Source organism: Pseudarthrobacter sp. TRD_SC_9, assembly GCF_055361265.1.
Genome location: NZ_CM143956.1, coordinates 1 through 23,744, shown reverse-complemented (window position 1 = coordinate 23,744; position 23,744 = coordinate 1). Strand labels below are relative to the sequence as shown.

The following is a 23,744-nucleotide window of genomic DNA, read 5'->3' as shown; positions in this document are numbered from 1 at the left end:
CAGGAAACCCGATGAACGACTCACCCCTTACTCCGTCGCACCGCGAAGACCAAGTCCCGGTGGCTAGCCGGCGTGTCCTGAGCGACCGCTACGAACTCGGTGAGCTGCTGGGGCGCGGCGGTATGGCTGACGTCTATCGCGGAGTCGATACTCGTTTGGGCCGCACGGTAGCGGTGAAGCTCCTCCGGCCGGATCTCGCCCGGGATCCGCAGTTCCAGGCCCGGTTCAAACGCGAAGCCCAGGCAGTAGCCGCTCTGAACCACCCGTCGATTGTGTCCATCTACGACACCGGAGAGCACGCCGAGGACCCTCTGGCGGAGGATTCTGTCCGGGTGCCATACATCGTGATGGAATACGTCCCGGGGCAGACGCTGCGGGACCTCATCCGGGCGGGCGAAGTCTCCATGGACCAAGCCATCGATTTCACCCTCGGCGTGCTTTCCGCACTCGAATACAGCCACAAGGCAGGGATCGTCCACCGGGATATCAAACCTGCCAATGTGATGGTCTGCGGCACGGACAACGATGTTAAAGTTATGGACTTCGGAATTGCCCGGGCCATCGCCGACTCCGCCGCGACCATGACTCAGACCCAGGCCGTGGTGGGTACAGCCCAGTACCTCTCGCCGGAACAGGCTCTGGGTGAAACCGTTGACGCCCGTAGCGACCTCTACTCTGCTGGTTGCCTGCTCTATGAACTGCTCACCGGAAGGCCGCCCTTCGTCGGCGACAGTCCTGTCTCCGTTGCCTACCAGCACGTCCGTGAACTCCCCGAGCCGGCTGCAAGCCACAATCCCCAGGTCACAGCTGCCGTGGACAGCGTCCTGGTGAAGGCCCTGCAGAAAAAGCGGACCGATCGTTTCGCCGACGCCGCAGCATTCCAGCGTGCCCTCCGCGCGGCCCGCAGTGGCGTCGCGGTGCCTGCGATGTCCGCCGCCGAGGCAGCTACGGATCCCCATCACCACGTTGCAGCAGCCGATCCAGGGCCGCCTACGGAAGCCTACGCCCTCACCGGTGCGAGCTTCCTGGACGATGAGCCTGCGGTCAGCCGACGGCAACGCAACGCCTGGGATGACCAAGAAGACGGCAACACAGCTCTCGCTCCGCTCGCGGCCGCCTACAATGCCGTGGATGCGGACGAAATGCCCCTTGGCCTCCCTCCGGAACGGGAGCGCACGCAGCCGCAGAAGTCCCGCCGTCGCACGTGGATTGCCACCTTGGTGATCTTCACCCTGCTGATCCTTGCCGGCGCCGGCCTGTGGCTGTACAACGTCGTCAACGCTCCGTCCGCCGCGGTAAGCACGGTTTCAGTGCCTTCGGTAGCCTCGCTGAGCGAAGTGGAGGCGCTTGACACGCTGTACAAAGCCGATCTCAGCCCCACCGTGAAAAGGATGCAGCATCCCACCGTTGCCAAGGGCATCGCCATCGGTACCGAACCCGACGCCGGCGCAATCCTGGAGCGGGAAGCTGAAGTGGTGCTGAACATTTCCGACGGCCCCAGTTCCGTCGCAGTGCCGGATGGTTTGGTGGGCATGACCGAAGCCGCTGCCCGCGACCTGCTGCGCCAGCATCAGCTGTCCGGGGCCGACGGGACGAAACGGGCCCACAGTCCTACGGTCCCCGCAGGCGTGGTGATTTCCACCAACCCGGGTGCCGGGCAACGCGTGGCCGTGGGGACCAAGGTGGAGATGGTTGTCTCCACAGGCAAAGTGGCTATGCCGGAGTTGCGCAACCTGCCCCTGGCCGAGGCACAGGAGGCCTTGAAGAATCTCAATCTCATAGCGAGCATTGTCGAAGTGGAGAACGGCCAGGTGGAGGCAGGCAGGGTAACTGCCCAAAGTGAGCCCCACGATGCCGAGGTGGAACCGGGCAGGACCATCACCCTCACCGTGGCCAAGGCTCCTGCCCCGCCGCCCGTCCCGGTGGAAACCCCTGAACCGAAGGATCCGCCGGCAAACTCGAACGGAAATCCCAAGCCGAAGAAAACGGACGACTAGCGCGCGGAGACCGTGCGGTTAGTGCTGGATGAGGGGGCTGAGTTTCGCTGCCCGTTCGGCTGCGCCTGCCATTCCCAACGACTCGAGCCAGTTGCCCAGCATCTGGTAGCCGCCTTCAGTAAGCACGGATTCCGGGTGGAACTGCACCCCGCACAGCGGAGCCGACCGGTGCTGAAGGCCCATGACCACGCCGGACGAAGTCTCAGCGGTGATCTCCAGGATGTCCGGAATGGTGCTGCGAACGGCAGCCAAAGAATGGTAGCGGGTGGCCGTGATGGGGGAGGGCAGCCCCTCGAAGACACCCGTGCCGTGGTGTTCCACCGGAGAGGTCTTGCCGTGCATCAGTTCCGCTGCGTGGGTGACAGTTCCTCCATAAGCCTCGGCCAGTGCCTGGTGCCCCAGGCAGACGCCGAACATCGGCTTACTGAATTCGCCACACCATTTGATCAGCTCAATGCAGACGCCGGCTTCCGCAGGCGTACCCGGCCCCGGGGAAACCAGGATGCCGTCACGCGAGCCGGCAAGTTCGATCACTTCCGCGAGCGTGACGTCATCGTTGCGGACCACAGTGGTCTCAGCGCCGAGTTCCTGCAGGTATCCCACAAGGGTGTAGACGAAGCTGTCGTAGTTATCAATCACCAGGATTTTTGTAGTCGTCATGGCTGGGGCGGGGAACCAATCGTTGAGTCGGTGAACGGAGTGAGCTGGGACATCCACGGGAACAGGAACTGAACCATCAGGACCAGTGCGGCCGCAATGAGAACCACCGCCATGAAAATGCGCATCCACAGCGGGCCCGGCAGATGCCGGAAAATCCATCCATACATGATTATCCCATCCCCAGCGCGGTGCTGACTTGTTTGGCAATTTCGGGGGGAACTCCGGCGGAGAGCGGCTGCCAGCTCTCCAACACGGAGTAGGCGATGATCCGCTCCTGGGCGCCGAACCTCGGATTACAACTGGTCATGGTGAGAATGCGGTCCGACGGCGGTACACCAGGCTGGGTGGGCACCGGCAACAGCACGTCAAGGCGGGAAGGCAGGACGATCTCTGCGTTCCTGTAGACGTAGACGAAGAAACCATCCTTTGTCTGCACGTAGATCCTGTCACCGGGCACCAGTGTGTGGATGTTATCCAGCACCGCGCCGTGCGTTTGCCGATGGCCGGCCAGAGCAAAATTGCCCACCGCACCAGGCATCGAGGTAGAGCTGTAGTGGCCTAGCCCGAGTGTGTCCAGGACGGCCTGGCTGGTCCCTTCCACGATAGGCCGGGTGTAATTGTCGCCGAATCGCGGGATATACATAATTCCGATCGTCCCGGCCTCAATCGGTGCCGGTGACACTACTGGCTCGCCGTAGTCCACCGACTCGCCGGTCCCTTCGCCGCTTCCCGTTGCCGGAGGAAGGCTGTCTCCCAGCTCCTGGGCGAATTCCCCGATGACCTCGTTCTGCCGGGCGTCAGACTCAATGTTGGTCCACCACAATTGCCAGGCAACGAAGAGCAGGAGGACGATTCCGGCAGTGATGAGCAGCTCACCAAACACTTGGGTCATGCTGCGCAGGATTCCGGTGCCGGAAGAAGCCTTGCCCGGCTCGCGGCCTTCACCTTGCTGCTGCTCCACTATTACTCCTCCAAGGCGGTCCGCTGCGGACCGGCGGCATTGGAACTCCAGCTAGAATTGGCAGCTAGAAGAGTACAAACCTGACCATCGCGGACCACCGGCAATGTTCCTTGTTGCAGGATACCAAGCTGCGGTCAGCCATATTCGTTCCGTCCGCCAGGAGAGCCCGTGCCCGAATCCAAGCCGCGCAAGAAGTCCACCGCTTCGACCCAGGCTACCCCCGCCGCCAACACCTATAAGCCGAACCCCATCTGGTTCAAACCGGTGATGTTCGGCCTGATGATCCTGGGCCTGCTCTGGATCATCACGTACTACATCAGCGAAGGCCTCCTGCCGGTCCAGGCCTGGGGCTCGTGGAACATCGTGGCCGGCTTCGGTATCGCCATTATTGGCTTTATGATGACCACTCGCTGGCGGTCCTAGCTCCGGCCTGGTTCATTGCCCCAGGTTCCCTCCCGGTAACAGAATTCAGGAACACCAGCGACTCCTCAAATGCCTGGTGTGCTTCGGCGTACTGCAGGTGGAACTGATACTCATGAGGCAGGGCAGGAACGTGTCCGGCGTCCCAAAACAGCCCGGACACTGGAACACCCAGGCTTGTAAGGCGTGCGGCCAGTACCTTTGATTGTTCATCGGTCAGGCCGTCGCCGTTCCCTCCGGAAATGAAGGCCGGTGGGAACGCCGCCGTCACGTGGTTCACTGTGGACATATCTTTCGCGGCGGCCGTCTTGGACCAGCTCCTTTTCCCGGCGTAGGCCCAGAGCGCCGTTTTGAATCGCCAGCCAACAATTCCGGTGGTCCGCGAGAGTGCCTGAAGATCGTAGACGCCGCAGTGCAGCAGGACTCCGCGCAGCTGCTGCGCTTCGATGCCGGGTTCCATGCCTACCTGGCGGGCATACCCGGGATTTGTTGCCATGGCGGCGAGCTGGCTGGCCAGCTGGGCGCCGGCGGAATCTCCCGCCAGGATGAACTGCCCCGGGTCCAGCCCGTAGTCCGCGGCATGGGCATTGAGATAGGCGAGTGCGTTGTTCAACTCGGCCACGGCCGTCGGGTAACCGCTGCCTGGGGCAACAGAGTAGCCAAGCCCGACGGCGGCGTACCCGCGGCTGGCCAGCATCCTCAGGTAGGGTGCCACGTCCTTACTGCTGCCGGACAACCAAGCTCCGCCATGAATCCAGATCACCGTAGGCAGCGCTTTGGGCCCGTTCGTCACGTCGGCGCCCACCTCCGGCAGGAAGATGTCCATTACCGGCGGGCGTCCGTACCGTCCTGGGATCCGGTTTCCTGCCAGGTCGCGGTGGTGGCTGAGGTATGGGAGGCCGCGGTGTTCGATCACGCCCTCCGCCGGTGCGAACAGATCCATTTCTGCCGTGGTCTTCCGGGCACCCTTGGCGAAGATGCTCCTGATGGTGAGGGCGGCCGGCCACGGACTATAGAAGGCTGCTGTACCAGCGGCGAGGACTCCTGCGATTCCAAGCCAGGCCAAGGGCCGCCGTGAATTCCGGTGGACGACGCCGGTGTCAGTGGTGCGCTGTAGGTTCCCCATGACTGAATGGTACAGATAGAGTTTTTCCTGCCGCTGACCACTTCAACGCCATCAATGAGCGAATATCCTCCAGGAACGGGAACCATGCCTGCAGCCAACAACCTTGTGACCGGAGACGACGGCCTGGCAAGACCGCCCTGGGCGTCTGCGGATCCACTGCTGCGGGAGTACTACGACACCGAGTGGGGAATGCCCGTTCGTGATGAGCAGGGCGTATATGAGCGCATTTCGCTTGAGGGATTCCAGGCAGGCCTCTCCTGGGCCACTATTCTGCGCAAGCGCCCTGCTTTCCGGGCCGCGTTTGCCGGCTTTGATCCGGAAGCGGTGGCTCGGTTCACTGAAGACGACGTCCAACGGCTCCTCCAGGATGCGGGCATTGTCCGAAACCAGCTGAAGATCCGGGCCGCCGTTCAGAACGCCCAGGCTACCCTCCGGCTCCGGGACGAAGGCGGGCTCGCGGAATTCGTCTGGGCATTCCAGCCCGAATCCACGCCCACGCCCCTGAGCCATGCGGACATTCCGACCCAGTCGCCAGAGTCCATTGCTTTATCCAAGGCATTGCGGAAGAAAGGTTTTGCATTCGTCGGGCCCACCACCATGTTTGCCTTGATGGAAGCGATTGGGATGGTGGATACCCATGTAGTGGGCAGCCACCGGCGGGGAAGCTCTGGAATCTGGCGCGTGGCCCCGGGCAACTGACTGTCCACAGCTGGGGGCAAGAATTATCCACAGGAGTGGATAACTTCCTCGCGCTACGTCATTAAAGCCCCGAATCCAGTGGTTGCTGCCGCGACGGGCGTCGGTACTACATCGCGGTGAGTTATTAACATTGTGGAAAATGCTGTGCAAAACGCAGCGGGGCGGCTCAGGACTCAGGCGACCGCACGGGGTGGTGGCTGGTAATGGACACCCTGTTGAAGCCATTGATGGTAATCGCCAGCCAGGCAGCGGCGGAGAACTCCTCGTCGCTGAGATAGCGCCGGGCATAAGCCTCCTCATGCTCCCGCACCGCAGGATGGGGCAGGCCGGTAATGCTCTCGGCAAGCGCCAACACCGCCCGCTCCTTATCCGTGAACAACTGGGTATCCCGCCAAGCCGGAAGCACAGCCAGCTGCCGGGCGCTGACGCCTTCCTTGAGGGCATCCCTGACGTGGACATCAAGACAGTACGCGCAGCCGTTGATCTGGGAAATACGAACGTTGAGCAGCTCCACGAGCATGGGAGTAAAGCCCACCTCGGCGGCGGCTTCCTTTACCTTCAATCCGAGTCCGTTCATGGCCCGCCAGATGGCAGGGTGCTGCTTATCCATAAAGACGTGTTCCTTGGCAGTCGCCATAGCTGGTCCCCTTAGTTGTCCACTTATGCACATCACGCTACCCACAACTTATCCACAGATGGGGATAAACCCAGACCAGACTACCTAGGCGAACCCCTCTCCCGCCTGGAGACGGCTTCGATATTCACTCGGGTTACACGACTGTAGTTATTAACAATGTGAACAACCCTGTTGAAATCTACTCGCCGACCGGGCATTTTCACCGGAAAATGGCAGTAGTGCCAAGGTTATCCACAGATAAACAATTGGGGCCGAACTTTTCCACATACACACAGGGCGTGCAGATTCGTTTGTCCACGGTTGTGGATACTCGAGTGTGTTACACGGAAACTTGGCCAGAAATCCTGGACGTCATGGGGCTGGCGGCCCTTGATTCGGTGAACTACAGACGTGTAAGTTACCAACACTGTGGATAAAGGCTGTGGAAAAGTCCATGCTGTGGCCAAAAGCGGTGCAGGCCCGGAGCGCCCGCGGCAACAACCGCACTGTTGGGAGTCGGGATCGCCCAGCGGCCGCTAAAGAGTGATGGGGGGGACGGGGTCAGCCTGCCGCGACCCGAAGGGTGGCAGCAATCACCAGCACTGCCAGAACCAGGATCAGGCCAGCTGCCTGGAAGAGGGTCCTGCGGGGACCCCGGGGGGCATAGGCGATAACGGCCGCGCAAAGTCCGCCCGCCACCAAGCCGCCAAGGTGGGCCTGCCAGGCTATTTGGGGCACCATAAAGCCGATGACACCATTGATGGCAATCAGAACCCAGAGCTGCCGGGTTTCACCGCCCCGGTGCCGCTGCACTACCAGCATGGCTCCGAAGAGTCCGAAAATGGCACCTGAAGCTCCAACCACTCCCACGGGACCGCCGGGCGGAAGGATCGGCGTGAGCAGGAGGTAGCCCACTGAGCCGCCGATCGCGGAAAGAACGTAGAGGGCCAGGAACCGTGCCCGGCCCAGCAATGGTTCGAGGGCCTGGCCGAACATCCACAGCATGTACATGTTGAGCACGATGTGCAGGACGAAGCCCTGGGAATGGAGGAAGGCCGACGTAAGCATTCGCCAGGGCTGGAAAGCGCCGAATTCCGTGGTGGCGTAGACGGAGGCGAAGGCGAAATTCCTGAACACGGCCTCCGCCGGAATGATCCACTGCAGGACGTACAGAAGTGCGCAGGCTGCGATGATGGCGAAAGTCACCAGGGGTTTGCCGGCTGTCACGGCGCCGCCATACACGGACCGTACTGCCGGCGTCGCACGTTTTGTTTCGTTAATGCAGTCAACACATTGGAATCCGACGGCGGCCGCCCGCTGGCACTCGGGGCATGCCGGCCGCCCGCAGCGCTGGCAACGCACATACGAGGGCCGGTCCGGGTGACGTGGGCAGACCGGGATCTGGGCGGACGGATCCGCCGCCGGAATTCCATAGCTCATGTCTGGGTTAGAGCTGTTCTACATCGATGCTGTTGATGACGACGTCCTCAACAGGGCGGTCGCCCATGCCGGTCTTTACGCCTTCGATGGCGTCGACAACCTTCTTGGAAGCGTCGTCGGAAACCTCACCGAAGATGCTGTGCTTACCCTGCAGCCAGTCGGTGGGGATGGTGGTGATGAAGAACTGTGAACCGTTGGTGCCCTTGCCCATCTGGATGCCGGCGTTGGCCATGGCCAGCTTGTACGGTGCGTTGAAGGTCAGTTCAGGGTGGATCTCGTCGTCGAACTTGTAGCCCGGTCCGCCAATACCCTTGCCCAGGGGATCGCCGGCCTGGATCATGAAGTCCTTGATGATGCGGTGGAAGATGGTGCCGTTGTACAGCGGGGTGCCCGACTTGTCCTCACCGGTTTCCGGATGGGTCCAGGCCTGCTCACCAGTGGCGAGGCCTACGAAGTTCTTGACGGTCTTCGGCGCGTGGTTGCCGAAGAGGTTGACGACGATGTCGCCGAGGCTTGTGTGAATGGTTGCTTTGGCAGTTGCGATTGCAGTCATGCCCTTTATTCTTCCATGTACGGTCAACGCGGCGACGGCCCGCAGCCCAGTTCCGCGTTGGGTGAAACTCCGCTGTGAGTGAGCAGTACGAATAGCCGGTGACAGTCAATCGACGTAGGCTAACACCAGAACCGTCACATTAATCGGGAGGTAGTTGTGAAGAAAACGGATCGTATGGCGCGTGAACTGGAACTGTCAGTGATTGAGGCCGTGGAACAAGCCAGGGATTGGGCCACCCCCCGCGTTGAGGCCGCCGTTGATTGGGCCGTTCCGCGTTTGCAGCAGGGGATTGACACTGCGTCCCCCCGCATCCAGGAGGGACTGAAGTCTGCGGCACACAACCTTGCCGACGGCGTTGCAACTGTCACCCCCCGGCTGCAGGACGGCCTCGCCCACCTGGCGCCGCGCATCAATGACGTCGTGGAAGGGACAGCGCCCCGTCTTCATGGTGCCGTTGATAAGGCCACTCCGGTCATCCTCAACGCCCGCGACCGCGTCGTGGTGGAATACCTGCCCAAACTGTCGGACGGCATCGGTGTCGCTTCCGACGCCGTGCACCGCACCCTGGAAAGCACGCCGGCACGGGTGGATGCGGTAGCCCAAAAGCTCGCCGACTCCGGCGTAGTGCACAGCGTCAAGGAGCAGGCCCAAGCTGCCAGCAAGGCAATTACCACCCAGCTGCAGCCGGAGAAGCCAAAGAAGAACCGCGGCTTCCTGGTCTTTGCCATCATTGCCGCCGCAGCCACCGCCGCGGTAGCAGCCTGGAAAGCCACCCGCCCGGTGGAAGATCCGTGGAAAACGCCGTCACCTGTCACCCCCAAGCCTGCTCCCGTCCCGGCCGGTTCCTCTTCCACCGTCTCGGACGTTGCCACCGCAACCGAGATCGCAGACATGACTGCACCGGACACTGCGGACAAAGCGGACACGGCGGACAAGGCAAAGCATGTTGCCGAGAACGCAAAGGAAGACGCCGCCAAGGCAGCCACCGATGCTAAGACTGCCGTCAGGAACATCGCCGCCGGCATGAACAACGGCGCAGCTGGCAGCACCAACAAGTAGGCCGATGCCGAAAGGCAGTGCCACCTGACGAATGCCACAAGGAGGAGTCCCCTGGCTGGGACTCCTCCTTTGTTTTGCTCGCTGTTCATCTACTCTGGCGCATTTGGGCGCGCCCGAGTTGTCCCACGATGCTAGATTGATGATGATGTCAGCCGATAGATCCGACGAGGATGCCTTGAACGATCAAGCCCAGAACCTGCGAGTGTCCCTCGTCATTCCGGCTTACAACGAGGAATCCGTCATCCGGCAATGCCTCATCGCAGCCATCTACCAGTCCGTTCCGGCCCACGAGATCATCGTGGTGGACAACATGTCCAAGGACCGTACTGCTGCGATTGTCCGGCAGATGCAGGAAGAATACCCGGAGAGCCCCATCATCCTGCTCGGCCAGGACCGGGACCAGGGCCTGATTCCCACCAGGAACTTCGGGCTCAACCACGCCACCGGAGATGTCCTCGGTCGCATCGACGCTGACTCAGTTGTTGAACCTGATTGGGTGGAGCAGGTACAGCGCGCGTTCGAGGACCCCATTGTCCAGGCAGCCACCGGTCCTGTGGTTTATTACGACATGCCAATGCGTCGCTTTGGCCTCAAGGCAGACGACAAAATGCGCCAGTTGATGCTGAAGCTGGCCAAGCACCAGTATCACTTCCTCTTCGGGTCCAATATGGCACTGCGCCGCTCAGCCTGGGAAACCATCCGGGACGAGACCTGCCTTGATAAAAGGGACGAGATGCATGAGGACATCGATTTGTCCCTGCACCTGGCCGAGCACGAGCTCAAGGTCCAGTACTGGCCCGCCATGGTTTCCGGGATGTCGGCCCGCCGGCTGGAGGACTCACCACGGGACTACCGGTACTACGTCACGCGCTTTGACCGGACGTACAAGGCCCATAACGTCAAAAAAATGGCGCTGAAGGCGCCCATGGTGGTGTTCTTCTCGGTGTATTTCCCGGCGAAACTGCTTCGCGCCATCCACACCGTGAACACAGCGCAGACTGCCCGACGCGGCGGGCAGTAGTCAGTCTGTCCCCAGTTCGGCGAGCGGCTTCTCCAACGCCGGTCCGCCGTCGTTGGTTCCAGGTTTTCCGTCCTTACCCGGGCTAAGGCGCCGCTTCTGGCCGAGAACCACGACGGCGAGCCCCACCAGAATCAGCCCCAGGCCGGCGTAGGTGCCGGCCGGCAGTTTCTCGTCCAGGAAGACCGCAGCCAGCAAGGCAGCGCCGGGAATCTCCAGCAGGATAATCATGGACACCAGCAGTGGACTCATGGTGGCGAGCAAGTGGTTGAAAGCGGTATGCCCCACCAGCTGGGCACAAACGGTAATCGCGATGATGCCCACCCAGCCTGAAGCCTCGAATCCCACCAGCGGCTGGCCAAAGACCAAAGCCAGGACGGCAACCAGCACAGCACACATCCCGTAGCACAACGCCGTGTAGGTGCCGGTGGTCATGGTTTGCCGGGCCTTCCCGCCCGCCAACGTGTATAGCCCCGCCAAAGCCCCGCCGGCTACGGCCAGCAGGTCACCCAGGAGTGCATCGGGCGAGGTTCCCATGTCGAAGCCCGTGATCGCCACGACGCCGCCGAAGGCGATGCCAAGCCCCGCCGGCACCTGCCACCGGAACCTCGTCCCACGGAGGAGCTGGAAGATGGCAATCCACGCCGACTGCAAACAGACCAGCGCGGTGGCAGCGGCTACCGAGGTCAGCTGCAGGGAGGTGATAAAGCAGGCAAAGTGCAGGGCAAGCGCGACGGCGGCAATCGCCGACCAGCGGAACTCCTGGGCCGTGACGGCTCCAAATCTCCGTGGTTCCCGGATAACTGTCGGGGCGGCCATCACGACTGCGCCGATCGCGTTGCGCCAGAAGGCTATAGCGAGAGCGCTGACGGTGGTGGCACCTAGCGTGGCTGCAATCAGCGGGCCCGAGGAGGCCACACCGAGGACCCCTATGGCAGCGAGGAAAAAGTTCACAGTCCAACAGTAGTGCCCGGCTTAAAGCAAAAGTCCCGGACAGTTTTCACTGTCCGGGACTTCCTTATGGTGGAGGCACGGGGACTCGAACCCCGAACCCCCTGCTTGCAAAGCAGGTGCGCTACCAATTGCGCCATGCCCCCATAAGAAGCAACCCGTCAATCATACACTGGCAATCGGGTGGCTGTTGCCACTGTTCCTACCAGCCGGCCTGGTCAGTCAACCTTGTCGGTTGCCTGGCTCCACGCCGTTTTCCGGGCTTCGGATTCCTGTGCTTTCCTGTAAACCAGGACGCCTGCGATGGCAGCTGCAATAACCAGCAACTTCTTCACACGCACCTCATCTTCCATCCTCTGGCACCGAAATGCCGGGGATTTCCACTTGAACCTGCACAGTTCCGTGGGCGTACCAGGACTTGAACCTGGGACCTCTTCGTTATCAGCGAAGCGCTCTAACCGCCTGAGCTATACGCCCCCAATGCCCCTTCGGGCCGAGATATGACTTTACAGCACATCCCGGCCCGATCTCAAATCGGGGCAAAACCGCTGGAATCAGTCGTCAGTAAGAGTGACGCCGATGCCGCCCACCAAGGTGGCGGAGATGTTGTACAACACTGCCGAAAGCATGGACAGGGCAGTCAGCAACACCACATTGACGACGGCAATAATGGTGGCGAAGGAAGCCACCTGGCCCAGGGATGCGAACTTCTTCAGCTCGAAGCCCCCACCTTCAGTGCCGGACAAGGTGCCCAGGAGGCTGTCCACCTGGTCGAAGATTCCGGTGAGGTCCAGCACGGTCCAGAGCACGATCGCGGCCACGACAGTCACGATGCCGAGGGCAACCGACAGCAGGAAGGACATCTTCAGTACAGACCAGGGATCCACCCTGCTCACCAGCAGGCGGGCGCGGCGGACCTTGGCTTTCGGGGCGGGCTTTACCAGTCCGGGAGTTCCCTGGCTTCCCTGCGGGGGACGCTGGCCCGGGTTCGGTTGACCCGGACGCTGGCCAGGCGCCGTACGCGCCACCGGACGGGCACCTGTGCCCTGGTTTCCCTGCGCCGGCCGCTGGTCTGCTGCAGGCGGGCGCTGCTGCCCTGAGCCGGTACCCGTACGGGTGGCGGCAGGCTGCTGGGGCGGGCGGGCCGGTGCGTTTACCCGCGGGGCCTGGGCCGGTTGTCCGGCAGACCCTGGAGTAGTGCGGCCGGTTCTGGGAAATGAGTCGGAATTACTCACTCGTTACCTCCGGTGTTGTCTTCGTTCGGCTCAGCATCCTCCGATGCCTCCGGGGACTCGTCCCCGTCAGCTGATGGTGCCGGTGATGCTGACTCTGCGGATCCTTCGGAGGAACCGGCTTCTGCAGCCAACGTTACGTCATCGTCGGTGGATTCTTCGCTCTCAAGTCCACGTTCGCTGTTCCGTGCCACTTCGATGATGCGGTCGTTCTTGTCTGGTTTGGCGAATATTACGCCCATGGTGTCACGGCCCTTGGCGGGTACGCCGGTCACGGAGGAACGGACTACCTTGCCGCCTTCCATGACCACCAGGACCTCGTCTTCCTCGTTCACGATCAGGGCACCCACCAGGTTGCCACGCTCTTCCTGGTACTTGCCCACCTTGATGCCCAGTCCGCCACGGCCCTGGAGGCGGTATTCCTCCACGGCGGTGCGCTTGGCGTAGCCACCTTCAGTGACGATGAAGACGAACGAGCCGTCCTTCACCACGTCAGCCGCCAGCAGTTCATCGTCCTCGCGGAACTTCATGCCGGTAACACCAGAGGTTGCGCGGCCCATGGGGCGCAAGGCCTCATCCGTGGCCTTGAACCTGATGGACTGACCCTTGCGGGACACCAGCATCAGGTCGTCCTCTTCGGAGACCAGCTGTGCGGAGACAAGTTCGTCGCCGTCGCGCAGGTTGATTGCAATGACGCCGGCGGAACGGTTGGTGTCGTAATCTTCAAGGCGGGTCTTTTTGACCAGACCGCGCTTCGTGGCCAGGACCAGGTAAGGAGACTGCTGGTAGTCCTTCAAATCCAGTACCTGGGCAATGTGTTCGTCCGGCTGGAAGGCCAGCAGGTTGGCCACATGCTGACCCTTTGCGTCACGGCCGGCCTCGACCAGCTCATACGCCTTGGCCCGGTAGACGCGGCCCAGGTTGGTGAAGAACAGCAGCCAGTGGTGGGTGGTTGTGACAAAGAAGTGCTCGACGACGTCGTCGCCACGCAGTTGCGCACCCTTGATTCCCTTGCCGCCGCGCTGCTGGGTGCGGTAGTTGTCACTGCGGGTGCGCTTAACGTAGCCACCACGGGTGATGGTGACCACCATTTCCTCTTCGGGAATGAGGTCTTCAACTGACATGTCGCCGTCGTAGCCCATCAGAATCCGGGTGCGGCGGTCATCGCCGTGCTTCGCCACGATCTCACCCAGTTCGGTGGAGATGATTTCGCGCTGACGCTGCTCTGAGGCGAGGATCGCGTTGAATTCCTCGATCATGGACTCGAGCTCGGCGAACCGGGCCTGGATCTTCTGGCGTTCCAGGGCTGCCAGGCGACGGAGCTGCATGTCCAGGATGGCGCGCGACTGCAGTTCGTCGATGTCCAGTAGTTCCATCAGGCCATCTCGGGCTGCTTCGGTGGTATTGGAAGCGCGGATGAGGGCAATGACCTCGTCCAGCATGTCCAGTGCCTTGAGCAGGGCGCGGAGAATATGTGCTTCTTCCTCGGCCTTGCGCAGGCGATACCGGGTGCGGCGGGCAATAACGTCCATTTGGTGTGTGACCCAGTGCCGGATGAAAGCGTCCAGGCTGAGTGTGCGGGGCACGCCGTCAACGATCGCCAGCATGTTGGCGGAGAAGTTGCTCTGCAGCTCGGTGTGCTTGTAAAGGTTGTTCAGCACCACCTTGGCCACGGCATCGCGCTTGAGCACAATAACCAGGCGCTGGCCGGTGCGGCCTGATGTCTCGTCGCGGAGGTCGGCGATGCCCTGGATCTTGGCATCCTTGACCAGTTCGGCGATCTTCACTGCCAGGTTGTCCGGATTTGCCTGGTACGGCAGCTCGGTGACAACCAGGCAGGTGCGGCCCTGGAGTTCCTCCACGTTGACGACGGCGCGCATGGTGACGGAACCACGGCCGGTCCGGTACGCGTCCTCGATGCCTCTGTGGCCCAGAATGGTGGCGCCGGTGGGGAAATCCGGTCCCTTGATGCGGAGCAGCAGCTCCTCGAGGAGTTCCTCACGTGATGCTGTGGGGTTCTGCAGGTACCACTGAACGCCATCGGCCACCTCACGGAGGTTGTGCGGCGGAATGTTGGTAGCCATGCCAACGGCGATGCCAGAGGAACCGTTGACCAGCAGGTTGGGGAACCGGGCCGGCAGGATGGTGGGTTCCTGGTTCTTGCCGTCGTAGTTGTCCTGGAAATCGACGGTTTCCTCGTCGATGTCCCGCACCATTTCCATGGCCAGCGGGGCCATTTTGGTTTCGGTGTAACGAGGTGCGGCAGCACCGTCGTTTCCGGGAGAACCGAAGTTGCCCTGGCCGAGGGCCAGCGGGTAGCGCATGGTCCAGTCCTGGATCAGGCGGACCAGGGCATCGTAGATGGCGGTGTCGCCGTGGGGGTGGTACTGGCCCATGACTTCGCCGACGACGCGTGCGCACTTGTTGAACGAACGGTCCGGACGGTAGCCGCCGTCGAACATCGCGTACAGGACCCGGCGGTGTACCGGCTTCAGGCCGTCGCGGACGTCTGGCAGGGCGCGGCCAACAATCACGGCCATGGCGTAGTCCAGGTAGGACCGCTGCATCTCCGTCTGCAGGTCAACCTGCTCCACGCGGTCGATCAGCACATCGCCCTCCAGGACGACGTCGGGAATACCGGCAGACTCATCCGGAGTCTCGGGAGTTTCGTCACTCATGTTCTATATGTTCCGTTTCAGGTATATGTCGTTCGTGGAATATCAAGAGCCGTTAGGAGGCTTTAGATATCCAGGAAACGGACGTCCTTGGCGTTCTGCTGGATGAAATTCCTGCGGGACTCCACATCCTCGCCCATCAGCACCGAGAAAATCTGGTCAGCCGCCAGGGCATCGTCCATGGTGACCTGCAGAAGCGTGCGGTGGTCCGGATCCATGGTGGTGTCCCAAAGTTCGGTGTAGTCCATCTCACCCAGGCCCTTGTAGCGCTGAATGCCGTTGTCCTTCGGGATCCGGTGGCCAGCGGCCTGGCCGGCCAGCAGGCGGGCATCGCGTTCACGGTCGCTGTAGACGTAGTCGTGCGGCGCATTGGACCACTTGATACGGTACAGCGGGGGCTGCGCAAGATAGACGTACCCGTTCTCGATCAGCGGGCGCATGTACCGGAACAGCAACGTCATCAGCAGGGTAGTGATGTGCTGGCCATCGACGTCGGCATCGGCCATCAGCACGATCTTGTGGTACCGGAGCTTGCTGATGTCGAAATCCTCACCAATGCCGGTGCCGAATGCCGTGATCATGGATTGGACCTCGGCATTGCCCAGGGCTTTGTCCAGGCGGGCACGCTCCACGTTCAGGATCTTGCCACGCAGCGGCAGGATTGCCTGGGTTTCCGGGTTACGGCCGCGCTTGGCTGAGCCACCGGCCGAGTCGCCCTCCACGATGTACACCTCACACCGGGCGGCGTCCTTGGAGGAGCAATCAGAGAGCTTGCCCGGCATACCGAACGACTCCAGCGGGCTCTTCCGGCGGGCATTATCGCGGGCCTTGCGGGCAGCCATGCGCGCCTGCGCGGCGGAGATAGCCTTGCGGATTACATCACGGGCGGGGCCGGGATTGCGTTCCAGCCAATCGCCCAGCTGATCGGTGACCACACGCTGCACAAATCCCTTGACCTCGGAGTTGCCCAGTTTGGTCTTGGTCTGGCCCTCAAACTGGGGCTCGGCCAGCTTCACCGAAATTACCGCGGTAAGGCCTTCACGGATGTCATCGCCGGTGAGGTTGTCTTCCTTTTCCTTGATGATGCTCTTCTCCCGGGCGTACCGGTTGATCAAGGAGGTCAGGGCTGCGCGGAAGCCTTCTTCGTGGGTTCCGCCCTCGTGGGTATTGATGGTGTTGGCGTAGGTGTGCACGCTTTCGGAGTACGCGCTGGTCCACTGCATGGCCATCTCGACGGCGATCTTGCGGTCGGTGTCCTCGGTTTCGAAGGCGATGACGTCCTCGTGGACCACCTCCACTTTCTTGCCCGAGTTCAGGTGCTTGACGTAGTCCAGCAAACCGTCGTCGTACTGGTACACGACTGTACGGTGGCCTGCTTCCACCTCGCCCTCGGTGGGAATAGCATCAAGGTCAAGGTCTTCGTCGTCCGCCGTGGAGTTGGCGAGGCGTTCGTCCGTGAGCGTGATGCGCAGGCCCTTGTTCAGAAAGGCCATCTGCTGGAAACGCGCACGCAGCGTTTCAAAGTCGAATTCGGTGGACTCGAAAATGGTGGCGTCCGGGTAGAAGGTCTGCGTGGTGCCGGTGGTGTCCGAGTCTTCACCCTTGACCAGCCCACCCTGGGGCTTGCCGCCGTCGGCGAACTGCATCCGCCAGACATGGCCCTGCCTGCGGATCTCGGTATCGACCCGGCTGGAGAGCGCGTTCACCACCGAGATACCCACACCGTGCAGGCCGCCGGAAACGGCGTAACCGCCACCGCCGAACTTACCCCCGGCGTGGAGGATGGTCATGACGACCTCTACGGTGGGCTTGTGTTCGGTGGGGTGCATGTCCACGGGAATGCCGCGGCCGTCATCGACCACCTTCACACCACCGTCAGCCTGCAAAACGATCTCGATGTGGGTGCAGTAACCTGCCAGCGCTTCATCAACCGAGTTGTCCACCACTTCGTAGACAAGGTGGTGCAGTCCACGGGCTCCCGTGGAACCGATATACATACCCGGACGCTTCCGGACAGCCTCAAGGCCTTCCAGGACCGTGATATCGCTGGCCCCGTATTCACGGGGGGTCGTTTCAGTTTTTACTGGTGTATCCGGCTTCACCGTTGCATCGGGGGTATCCGGCGTCCGCTCCGTCCCGTTTCCGGGCTCAACTGCCTGAGTTTCTGCATTGTCGTTAGCCACAGGCGCTTTCGACTCCTCTGTATTCGATGATGGCCGGCAGAACCAGCTCCAGAGGAGGGATCGGCCGACGGGCATAAACCACCGGCGCAGGCCAACCGTTACGCAGGTCCGATTTCCGTCTGCGTGAAGCAGCCGGAAAAACGGACTCGTCAACGTTTTACCGGCGCCCAGTTTTCTCTCTTGATTCTATCGTGAAACGGCCGGGATCCTTGCATTCAGGGGACGATCGGCAGGCTAAGGTGCCTATACAAGGCCAGAGATCGCGCCTAGAGGGCCCGCGGGGTACCGGCTTTGGGTTCCTATACGCCCTTAGGTCCCCTGAAGCGCCTACACGCCGTTTGGCGAATACACAAGAGTTTCCAACCTGCCTGGTTACCCGTAGGTATCGCGCGGGCCGCGCCCGTTGACACTACGGCCACCTTTTCGCCACGTGGGAGCGGACGGACCAAGGACCTGGATGCTGGTAACGACGCCGTCTCCGAGTTCGGTACGGAACTTTTCCAACAGGCTGTGGCTGAGCAACCGCAACTGCGTGGCCCAGGCCGTTGAATCGCAACGGACATGGAGCGTGGTGTCGTTGAAGCTCTCGGGTGTGCAGTGGGCTGAAATCTCCGGCCCCACCAGTGCAGGCCATTGCGCCATCACGGAACCGACTGCCACAGGCGACGTCCAGCCACGTTCCGCTATGAGCCTGCCCACTACTTTTCCGAGACCAAGGGGATCACGGCCGGTGCTGTGGAACTGGCTGAAGCCACGGCTTCCTGAACCTCGGTTACCGGGCTGCTTGGCCGTGCCGCTTTTCCTCGGTGCCGCCCGCCTGATCTCGCCGCGCGCGGCGGCAGCCTCACGCATCCTGTTCAGGGCAGCCTGCGGGGCATCAATATCGTCCGGATCACGGCCCGGCTGCAGGCCCTTATCCTTGCTCATCGATTCCTCCCGGAATGACTGCCACCCGGCGCCCGGCCAGTTCTTCCGGGATATCGGCGTCGACGGCGGCCGTCACCAGTACCTGTTCGGCGCCGGCGACTATAGCGGCCAGTTTACGCCGCCGCTGCACGTCAAGCTCGGCAAAAACGTCGTCCAGGATCAGGATAGGAGCGGAACCGGCGGTGCGGGTATCGTCCATCATCACGTAGTAGGAAGCAAGCCGCAGCGACAGGCACATGGACCAGGTCTCCCCGTGGGACGCATATCCTTTGGCCGGCGCCTGGCCAAGGACCAGTTCCAGTTCGTCGCGGTGCGGACCGACCAGCGAAATCCCGCGTTCGCGTTCGCGGGGACGGGCTGCAGCAAATGCCGCAACGTAACGCTCCGTTAGTTGGTCCACCGTCAATCCGCGCAGGTCATCGGGTTCAGCCGCTTCATCGCCCGCACCGGCAGTGGCCGAAGCGTCGTCGTCGTCCATCATGTTTTGGAGGGTGGACCGGTAAATGGCGTCAGCCGGTTTGGAAGCGTCCGTAAGTTGTTCGTACGCGCGGGCCAGGTGTGGACGCAACCGGTCAACCAACTCCAGCCGCGCATGCAGCAGCTCAGCACCCGCCCTGGCCATGTGCTGGTCCCAGACGTCGAGCGTGGCCTCGTGTGCAGTGGTGAAGCGGCCGGCCCGCGCCGATTTCAGCAAAGCATTACGCTGTTTCAGCACGCGGTCGTAATCACTGCGCGTAGCAGCGTGCCACGGGAGCAGGCTGACCAGCAGTTCATCGAGGAAACGGCGCCGGTTAGACGGGTCGCCCTTGACCAGGGCGAGGTCTTCCGGCGCAAAAAGAACCGTCTGGCAGATGCCCAAAATGTCCCGCGCCCGGACTGGATTGCTGCGGTTGATGCGCGCACGGTTGGCCCGTCCGGCATTGATTTCCAGCTCCAGCACCGTGGACTGTTCGCCGCGAACCAACCTGGCCCGCACCAATGCGCGTTCCGTTCCGAAGCGCAAAAGGGGCCCGTCTGAACTCACGCGGTGCGAACTCAGCGTGGCCAGGTAACCCAGCGCCTCCACCAGGTTGGTTTTTCCGATCCCGTTGGAACCCACCAGCACTGTCACACCCGGGCCGAGCTTAAGGTCCACCTGGGCATAGCTGCGGAAGTCAGTCAACGAAAGATGCTCTACGTACACGATGGCTTCGAAATTCCCGGAGGCGATGTTCCGTGGCTGGGTTGGTGAAGTACTGGTCTTATTTGGCGGGGCGGGTGGCGTGGCCGCCGAACTGGTGCCGCAACGCAGAAACCATCTTCATGGCAGGCGAATTGTCTTCCCGAGAGGAGAACCTCGCAAACAAGGCCGCTGTGATGGCAGGAGCGGGGACCGCGTTGGCGATCGCTTCCTCAACTGTCCACCGTCCTTCACCCGAATCCTCCACGTAATCATCGATGGATTCCAGGCCGGGATCTTCGTCCAGGGCTTTCACCATCAGATCCAGGAGCCAGGATCTGACCACTGTTCCCTTCTGCCAGGCGCGGAACGTCCCAGGCAGATCCTTAACGATGTCCTTGGCAGCAAGCAATTCGTAGCCTTCGGCGTATGCCTGCATCAGGCCGTACTCGATGCCGTTGTGAACCATCTTCGCGTAATGCCCGGCGCCGATGCCGCCCACATGGACAAAGCTGTCGGCGCGTTCGCCCTCCGGGCGGAGGGCATCAAATACCGGCATGGCGCGCTCAATATCAGCCTCAACACCGCCAGCCATCAGTCCGTAACCGTTCTGCAAGCCCCAGACACCGCCGGAAACACCACAATCGACAAAACGGATTCCCTTGGCAGCCAGCGCGGCACCATGTTTCTGGTCCTCAGTGAAACGTGAGTTGCCGCCGTCGATCACCAGGTCTCCGGCGGTGAGCTTCTCGCCGAGCTCGGTGATCACAGCATCAGTGATCGCACCGGACGGAACCATCACCCAGATCAGCCTTGGCGAAGGGACTGCTGCCAGGAGCTCATCCAGGGAAGCAACATCGGTGACGTCCGGGTTCCGGTCGAAGCCGGTGACCTCGATCCCGCCATTGCGCAGCCGTTCGCGCATGTTGAAGCCCATTTTGCCAAGGCCGATCAGTCCGATATGCACGGTGTGAGCTCTTTTCTGCGTTGGTGGGACGGTGGGTTGCCCAACTGCCTGGGCCCACACCGCCAGGGTTCCCTGCCGAGCTTGCGGGGCGAGGGTGGCGGTGGGGACTAGTTGGGGAGGCGGACCGGCATCACGAGGTAGCGGTAGTCGCCCTGGTCATCGCCGTCGGCGTCAGCCTGGGCCGTGATCATGGCCGGCTTAGGTGCCGTGGTGAAGGAGAAGCGGACGAACTTGGTTTCGATGACGCTCAGGCCCTCAATCAGGTAGTGAGGGTTGAAGGCAACAGTAATTTCGTCGCCCGAAAGCTGGGCTTCCAGTTCCTCGGAGGCCTGGGCGTCTTCACCTGTTCCGGCATCAAGGTGCAGTTGGCCCTCAGTGAATGCGAGGCGGACCGGGGTGTTGCGCTCAGCAACCAGGGAGACACGGCGAACGGCTTCGACAAGTTCCTGAGTCTGGACAGTGGCGTGGATAGGAGTCGAATCCGGAAACAGCGAACGAATTTTGGGGTAGTCGCCGTCAACGAGCAACGAGGTGGTGGTCCGGCCGCCGCTTTCAAAGCCAATGAGCCGGCTGTCGTCAGTGGAGATGGCGAGGTTGATGTCACCGCTGTTACCCAAGGTCTTGGCAACCTCATTGAGCGTTTTGGCTTTGACCAGTGCACTGGTGGAGATGCCCGGAGTGACAGGTTTCCAGGGAAGTTCGCGCATGGCCAGCCGGTAACGGTCAGTTGCCAGCAGCGTGATGAGGTCGTCTTCTATTTCCATCCGGACGCCGGTGAGGATGGGCAGGGTGTCATCCCGGCTGGCGGCGATGATCACCTGGGAAACGGCCTGGGCGAAGGAGTCACCGGCGACCGTACCGCTCAAGGTCGGCAGGGATGGCAAAGCCGGGTATTCAGCTTCCGGCATGGTGGCCAGGTGGAAGCTGCTTCGGCGGCAGGTGAGCGTCACTTTGTTGCCATCGGTTTGTACGTCCACCGGGGCCGAAGGCAAACTGCGGCAGATGTCGGCGAGGAGGCGACCGGAAACCAGGATGGTGCCTTCGGTGCTGATGTCTGCAGGGATCTCAAGCCGCGCGGAGGTTTCGTAGTCAAAGCTGGAGAGGCTGACCGTACCGGATTCAGCCTTGAGGAGAAGCCCGGACAAAACAGGCACGGGCGGCCGGGGAGACAGCGACCGGGCTGTCCAGGTGACGGCTTCTGCCAGGACGTCCCGTTCGACTCTGAACTTCACGGAAGGGTGCCGCCTTTCATTGCTGCTGTCATCTGAACTGCTGACAGCTTAGCCCGAAGACTTGGGATTCTCCCATCCCTGCCCGGCGGCCTGAGGGTGGCAGTCAGCGGTGCCGACCGTTTGGCGGAGCACTGTCCAACCCGCCGGAGCAGCCTGGAAACCTGATTGTTGTTTGAGGGATTTCATTTTCTTGGGATTAGTAGTGTTAATAACCCCTGTGGAAACTGTGGATAACTCGATCTCGCGGTAGGAATCCGGGGTTAAGTCCTGTTCACCCACTGTGGGTGGGCTGTGTTTTAAACAGGCTGTGGATGGGGACAACATTTTTGGCTGATTCGGCCATCCACAGGTCGCTTAAGGGTTTTAAGCCCATTAACCCCGGTTGTCCCCTTAAGTATCCACAGCCTTATCCACATGCACCTGTTAATAAGGTAGGAGTGCAGCTGCTCAGGAGTCGCGCTGCTGCTGTTTGATCCTGTTTGTGAGCTCAGTGACCTGGTTGTAGATCACACGGCGCTCGGCCATGAGTTCGCGGATTTTCCGGTCCGCATGGATCACCGTGGTGTGATCGCGTCCGCCCAACTCCTGCCCAATCTTGGGCAGAGACATGTCAGTGAGTTCCCGGCAGAGGTACATGGCAATCTGACGGGCGGTCACCAGGGTCCGGGTACGGGACTTGCTGCAAAGCTCCTCCATGCTGAGCTTGAAGTAGTCGGCCGTCTGCGTGAGGATCTGCGCGGAGGTGATTTCCTGGGCGCCGTCATCAGTAATCAGGTCCTTCAGCACCATTTCGGCCAACGCCACGTCCACCGCCTGGCGGTTCAGGCTGGCGAATGCCGTCACCCGGATCAGCGCACCCTCGAGCTCGCGGATGTTGCTGGAAATCTTCGAGGCGATGTATTCCAGGGCATCGTCAGGTGCCGACAATCCTTCGCTGAGCGCCTTTTTCCGCAGGATCGCGATGCGGGTTTCCAGTTCGGGCGGCTGGATGTCGGTCAGGAGGCCCCACTCGAAGCGGGATTTCATGCGGTCCTCGAATCCTGCCAACAGCTTGGGAGGCTGGTCCGAGGTGATGACCACTTGCTTGTTGTTGTTGTGCAGCGAGTTGAACGTGTGGAAGAACTCCTCCAGCGTCCGGTCCTTGCCGGCGAGGAACTGGATGTCGTCGATCAGCAGGACGTCCACGTTGCGGTACGTGGTCTTGAAGCTGGCACCCTCGTCGTCCCGGATGGAGTTGATGAAGTCGTTGGTGAACTCTTCGGAGTTGACATAGCGGACGCGGATGCCGCTGTAGAGCCGGCGGGCATAGTGGCCGATTGCGTGCAGCAGGTGGGTTTTGCCAAGCCCGGAGTCGCCGTAGATGAACAGCGGGTTGTAAGCCTTGGCGGGTGCTTCCGCCACCGCAACTGCTGCGGCATGTGCGAAGCGGTTGGAGGAACCAATGACGAAAGTGTCAAAGACGTACTTCGGGTTCAGCCGGCCAAACTCATGTGAGGTGCTGGGCAGCATGGGCTGCGGCTTCTGTTCAATCAGCTGATCAGGCGAATAAGAAGGTTCGACGGCGGGTTCCGGCTCTGCATGGATGGGAACCAAATCGGTGTCCACGTCGATCGCGCAGCGGATGTCCTCCGAGAAGACGTTATGCAGTGCATCGTCAAGGGCGTCCTTGACCTGCGTCTGGAGGACTTCGCGGGTGAGTTCGTTAGGCACGGCTACCAGCAGGGTTGAGCCGATGAGCCCCTGGGCCTGGGCCAGGATGACAAAGCCGCGCTGCCGGGGAGTAACCCGATCGTCTTGTTCCAGGAGGCTGACCACCCGCCGCCACGAACTTCCAACAGTATTGGCGTGGTTGGCTTCGTCAACGGTCAT

The 23,744-nt window shown here is 61.6% G+C and carries 22 protein-coding genes and 2 tRNA genes; 5 read left to right on the top strand and 19 right to left on the bottom strand.

Translation table 11 applies throughout. From position 1 onward, the window contains the following. Positions 1-11: 11 nt before the first annotated feature. Positions 12-1,997: a Stk1 family PASTA domain-containing Ser/Thr kinase gene (gene pknB / locus ACWA13_RS00120; RefSeq protein WP_463935910.1), complete on the top strand. Its 1,986-nt coding sequence runs from the start codon at positions 12-14 to the stop codon at positions 1,995-1,997. Between the two features lie 18 nt (positions 1,998-2,015). Here the strand turns inward: pknB and ACWA13_RS00115 are convergent, their stop codons facing one another. From ACWA13_RS00115 to ACWA13_RS00105, 3 genes are read right to left on the bottom strand one after another with little or no spacing between them, the layout of a single operon-like run. Beyond that, positions 2,016-2,657, bottom strand: a complete 642-nt coding sequence (locus ACWA13_RS00115; RefSeq protein WP_463935909.1) for an aminodeoxychorismate/anthranilate synthase component II — start codon at positions 2,655-2,657, stop codon at positions 2,016-2,018. Continuing rightward, positions 2,654-2,824: a hypothetical protein gene (locus tag ACWA13_RS00110; protein ID WP_463935908.1), complete on the bottom strand. Its 171-nt coding sequence runs from the start codon at positions 2,822-2,824 to the stop codon at positions 2,654-2,656. Before ACWA13_RS00110 ends, ACWA13_RS00115 begins: the two co-directional genes overlap by 4 nt. 2 nt (positions 2,825-2,826) lie before the next feature. After that, the gene (locus tag ACWA13_RS00105; protein WP_463937973.1) at positions 2,827-3,549 is read right to left on the bottom strand and encodes a class E sortase; all 723 of its coding nucleotides are present in this window, start codon (positions 3,547-3,549) and stop codon (positions 2,827-2,829) included. Between the two features lie 237 nt (positions 3,550-3,786). Between ACWA13_RS00105 and ACWA13_RS00100 the strand changes: the two genes are divergently transcribed. Then, the gene (locus ACWA13_RS00100) at positions 3,787-4,041 is read left to right on the top strand and encodes a cell division protein CrgA (protein ID WP_463935907.1); all 255 of its coding nucleotides are present in this window, start codon (positions 3,787-3,789) and stop codon (positions 4,039-4,041) included. On the opposite strand, the gene ACWA13_RS00095 is transcribed toward ACWA13_RS00100, so the two are convergent. Next, complete coding sequence (locus ACWA13_RS00095) at positions 4,013-5,164, bottom strand: alpha/beta hydrolase (protein WP_463935906.1); 1,152 nt, start codon at positions 5,162-5,164, stop codon at positions 4,013-4,015. The two genes, ACWA13_RS00100 and ACWA13_RS00095, sit on opposite strands and share 29 nt — an antisense overlap. An 84-nt stretch (positions 5,165-5,248) precedes the next feature. Here ACWA13_RS00095 and ACWA13_RS00090 point away from each other — a divergent pair, with 84 nt between their 5' ends. Next, positions 5,249-5,863 (top strand): DNA-3-methyladenine glycosylase I, encoded by a 615-nt coding sequence (locus ACWA13_RS00090; RefSeq protein WP_463935905.1) that lies wholly within the window; start codon positions 5,249-5,251, stop codon positions 5,861-5,863. Between the two features lie 166 nt (positions 5,864-6,029). Here the strand turns inward: ACWA13_RS00090 and ACWA13_RS00085 are convergent, their stop codons facing one another. The 3 genes from ACWA13_RS00085 to ACWA13_RS00075 form a co-directional block, all read right to left on the bottom strand. Next, on the bottom strand, positions 6,030-6,500 hold the full coding sequence (locus ACWA13_RS00085; protein ID WP_463935904.1) for a carboxymuconolactone decarboxylase family protein: 471 nt from the start codon (positions 6,498-6,500) through the stop codon (positions 6,030-6,032). 540 nt (positions 6,501-7,040) lie between these two features. Further along, positions 7,041-7,919: a rhomboid family intramembrane serine protease gene (locus ACWA13_RS00080; protein WP_463935903.1), complete on the bottom strand. Its 879-nt coding sequence runs from the start codon at positions 7,917-7,919 to the stop codon at positions 7,041-7,043. A gap of 7 nt (positions 7,920-7,926) precedes the next feature. After that, positions 7,927-8,472, bottom strand: coding sequence for a peptidylprolyl isomerase (locus ACWA13_RS00075; RefSeq protein WP_463935901.1), 546 nt, complete (start codon positions 8,470-8,472; stop codon positions 7,927-7,929). Between the two features lie 156 nt (positions 8,473-8,628). Here ACWA13_RS00075 and ACWA13_RS00070 point away from each other — a divergent pair, with 156 nt between their 5' ends. Beyond that, entirely contained in the window at positions 8,629-9,531 is a 903-nt protein-coding gene (locus tag ACWA13_RS00070; RefSeq protein ID WP_463935900.1) for a hypothetical protein, read from the top strand. A 145-nt stretch (positions 9,532-9,676) separates the two neighbouring features. After that, positions 9,677-10,552 (top strand): glycosyltransferase family 2 protein, encoded by an 876-nt coding sequence (locus tag ACWA13_RS00065; RefSeq protein ID WP_463935899.1) that lies wholly within the window; start codon positions 9,677-9,679, stop codon positions 10,550-10,552. Here the strand turns inward: ACWA13_RS00065 and ACWA13_RS00060 are convergent, their stop codons facing one another. The 12 genes from ACWA13_RS00060 to dnaA form a co-directional block, all read right to left on the bottom strand. Beyond that, a complete protein-coding gene (locus ACWA13_RS00060; RefSeq protein WP_463935897.1) occupies positions 10,553-11,503 on the bottom strand; it encodes a DMT family transporter in 951 nt (316 codons plus the stop codon). It abuts the gene before it with no gap. Positions 11,504-11,570: 67 nt separating this feature from the next. Further along, positions 11,571-11,646: transfer RNA gene (locus ACWA13_RS00055), tRNA-Ala, on the bottom strand. Between the two features lie 72 nt (positions 11,647-11,718). Next, positions 11,719-11,841 carry a DLW-39 family protein gene (locus ACWA13_RS00050; RefSeq protein WP_463935896.1) on the bottom strand — a complete coding sequence of 41 codons (123 nt, stop codon included), beginning with the start codon at positions 11,839-11,841 and terminating at the stop codon, positions 11,719-11,721. 62 nt (positions 11,842-11,903) lie between these two features. Beyond that, positions 11,904-11,977: transfer RNA gene (locus ACWA13_RS00045), tRNA-Ile, on the bottom strand. Between the two features lie 77 nt (positions 11,978-12,054). Continuing rightward, entirely contained in the window at positions 12,055-12,735 is a 681-nt protein-coding gene (locus ACWA13_RS00040) for a DUF3566 domain-containing protein (protein ID WP_463935894.1), read from the bottom strand. Beyond that, the gene (gene gyrA, locus ACWA13_RS00035; protein WP_463935893.1) at positions 12,732-15,410 is read right to left on the bottom strand and encodes a DNA gyrase subunit A; all 2,679 of its coding nucleotides are present in this window, start codon (positions 15,408-15,410) and stop codon (positions 12,732-12,734) included. Before gyrA ends, ACWA13_RS00040 begins: the two co-directional genes overlap by 4 nt. Positions 15,411-15,472: 62 nt before the next feature. After that, positions 15,473-17,590 (bottom strand): DNA topoisomerase (ATP-hydrolyzing) subunit B, encoded by a 2,118-nt coding sequence (gyrB, locus tag ACWA13_RS00030; protein ID WP_463935892.1) that lies wholly within the window; start codon positions 17,588-17,590, stop codon positions 15,473-15,475. Positions 17,591-17,962: 372 nt separating this feature from the next. Beyond that, positions 17,963-18,517: a DciA family protein gene (locus tag ACWA13_RS00025; RefSeq protein WP_463935891.1), complete on the bottom strand. Its 555-nt coding sequence runs from the start codon at positions 18,515-18,517 to the stop codon at positions 17,963-17,965. Next, positions 18,504-19,700 (bottom strand): DNA replication/repair protein RecF, encoded by a 1,197-nt coding sequence (recF, locus tag ACWA13_RS00020; RefSeq protein ID WP_463935890.1) that lies wholly within the window; start codon positions 19,698-19,700, stop codon positions 18,504-18,506. The genes ACWA13_RS00025 and recF overlap by 14 nt, the downstream gene beginning before the upstream one ends. A gap of 58 nt (positions 19,701-19,758) precedes the next feature. Next, positions 19,759-20,643: a phosphogluconate dehydrogenase (NAD(+)-dependent, decarboxylating) gene (gene gnd / locus ACWA13_RS00015; RefSeq protein ID WP_463935889.1), complete on the bottom strand. Its 885-nt coding sequence runs from the start codon at positions 20,641-20,643 to the stop codon at positions 19,759-19,761. Between the two features lie 107 nt (positions 20,644-20,750). Next, positions 20,751-21,875: a DNA polymerase III subunit beta gene (gene dnaN / locus ACWA13_RS00010; RefSeq protein WP_463935888.1), complete on the bottom strand. Its 1,125-nt coding sequence runs from the start codon at positions 21,873-21,875 to the stop codon at positions 20,751-20,753. Positions 21,876-22,322: 447 nt separating this feature from the next. Continuing rightward, complete coding sequence (gene dnaA / locus ACWA13_RS00005; RefSeq protein WP_463935886.1) at positions 22,323-23,744, bottom strand: chromosomal replication initiator protein DnaA; 1,422 nt, start codon at positions 23,742-23,744, stop codon at positions 22,323-22,325.

Bases quoted from the DNA above. Each gene is read 5' to 3' on its own strand.
- ACWA13_RS00115 (WP_463935909.1), bottom strand. From the start codon at position 2,657: ATGACGACTACAAAAATCCTGGTGATTGATAACTACGACAGCTTCGTC.
- dnaA (WP_463935886.1), bottom strand. From the start codon at position 23,744: ATGACCGTTGACGAAGCCAACCACGCCAATACTGTTGGAAGTTCGTGG.
- ACWA13_RS00090 (WP_463935905.1), top strand. From the start codon at position 5,249: ATGCCTGCAGCCAACAACCTTGTGACCGGAGACGACGGCCTGGCAAGA.
- ACWA13_RS00080 (WP_463935903.1), bottom strand. From the start codon at position 7,919: ATGAGCTATGGAATTCCGGCGGCGGATCCGTCCGCCCAGATCCCGGTC.
- ACWA13_RS00025 (WP_463935891.1), bottom strand. From the start codon at position 18,517: ATGAGCAAGGATAAGGGCCTGCAGCCGGGCCGTGATCCGGACGATATT.
- ACWA13_RS00095 (WP_463935906.1), bottom strand. From the start codon at position 5,164: ATGGGGAACCTACAGCGCACCACTGACACCGGCGTCGTCCACCGGAAT.
- gyrA (WP_463935893.1), bottom strand. From the start codon at position 15,410: ATGAGTGACGAAACTCCCGAGACTCCGGATGAGTCTGCCGGTATTCCC.
- ACWA13_RS00110 (WP_463935908.1), bottom strand. From the start codon at position 2,824: ATGTATGGATGGATTTTCCGGCATCTGCCGGGCCCGCTGTGGATGCGC.
- ACWA13_RS00105 (WP_463937973.1), bottom strand. From the start codon at position 3,549: ATGACCCAAGTGTTTGGTGAGCTGCTCATCACTGCCGGAATCGTCCTC.
- ACWA13_RS00065 (WP_463935899.1), top strand. From the start codon at position 9,677: ATGTCAGCCGATAGATCCGACGAGGATGCCTTGAACGATCAAGCCCAG.
- pknB (WP_463935910.1), top strand. From the start codon at position 12: ATGAACGACTCACCCCTTACTCCGTCGCACCGCGAAGACCAAGTCCCG.
- ACWA13_RS00085 (WP_463935904.1), bottom strand. From the start codon at position 6,500: ATGGCGACTGCCAAGGAACACGTCTTTATGGATAAGCAGCACCCTGCC.
- ACWA13_RS00075 (WP_463935901.1), bottom strand. From the start codon at position 8,472: ATGACTGCAATCGCAACTGCCAAAGCAACCATTCACACAAGCCTCGGC.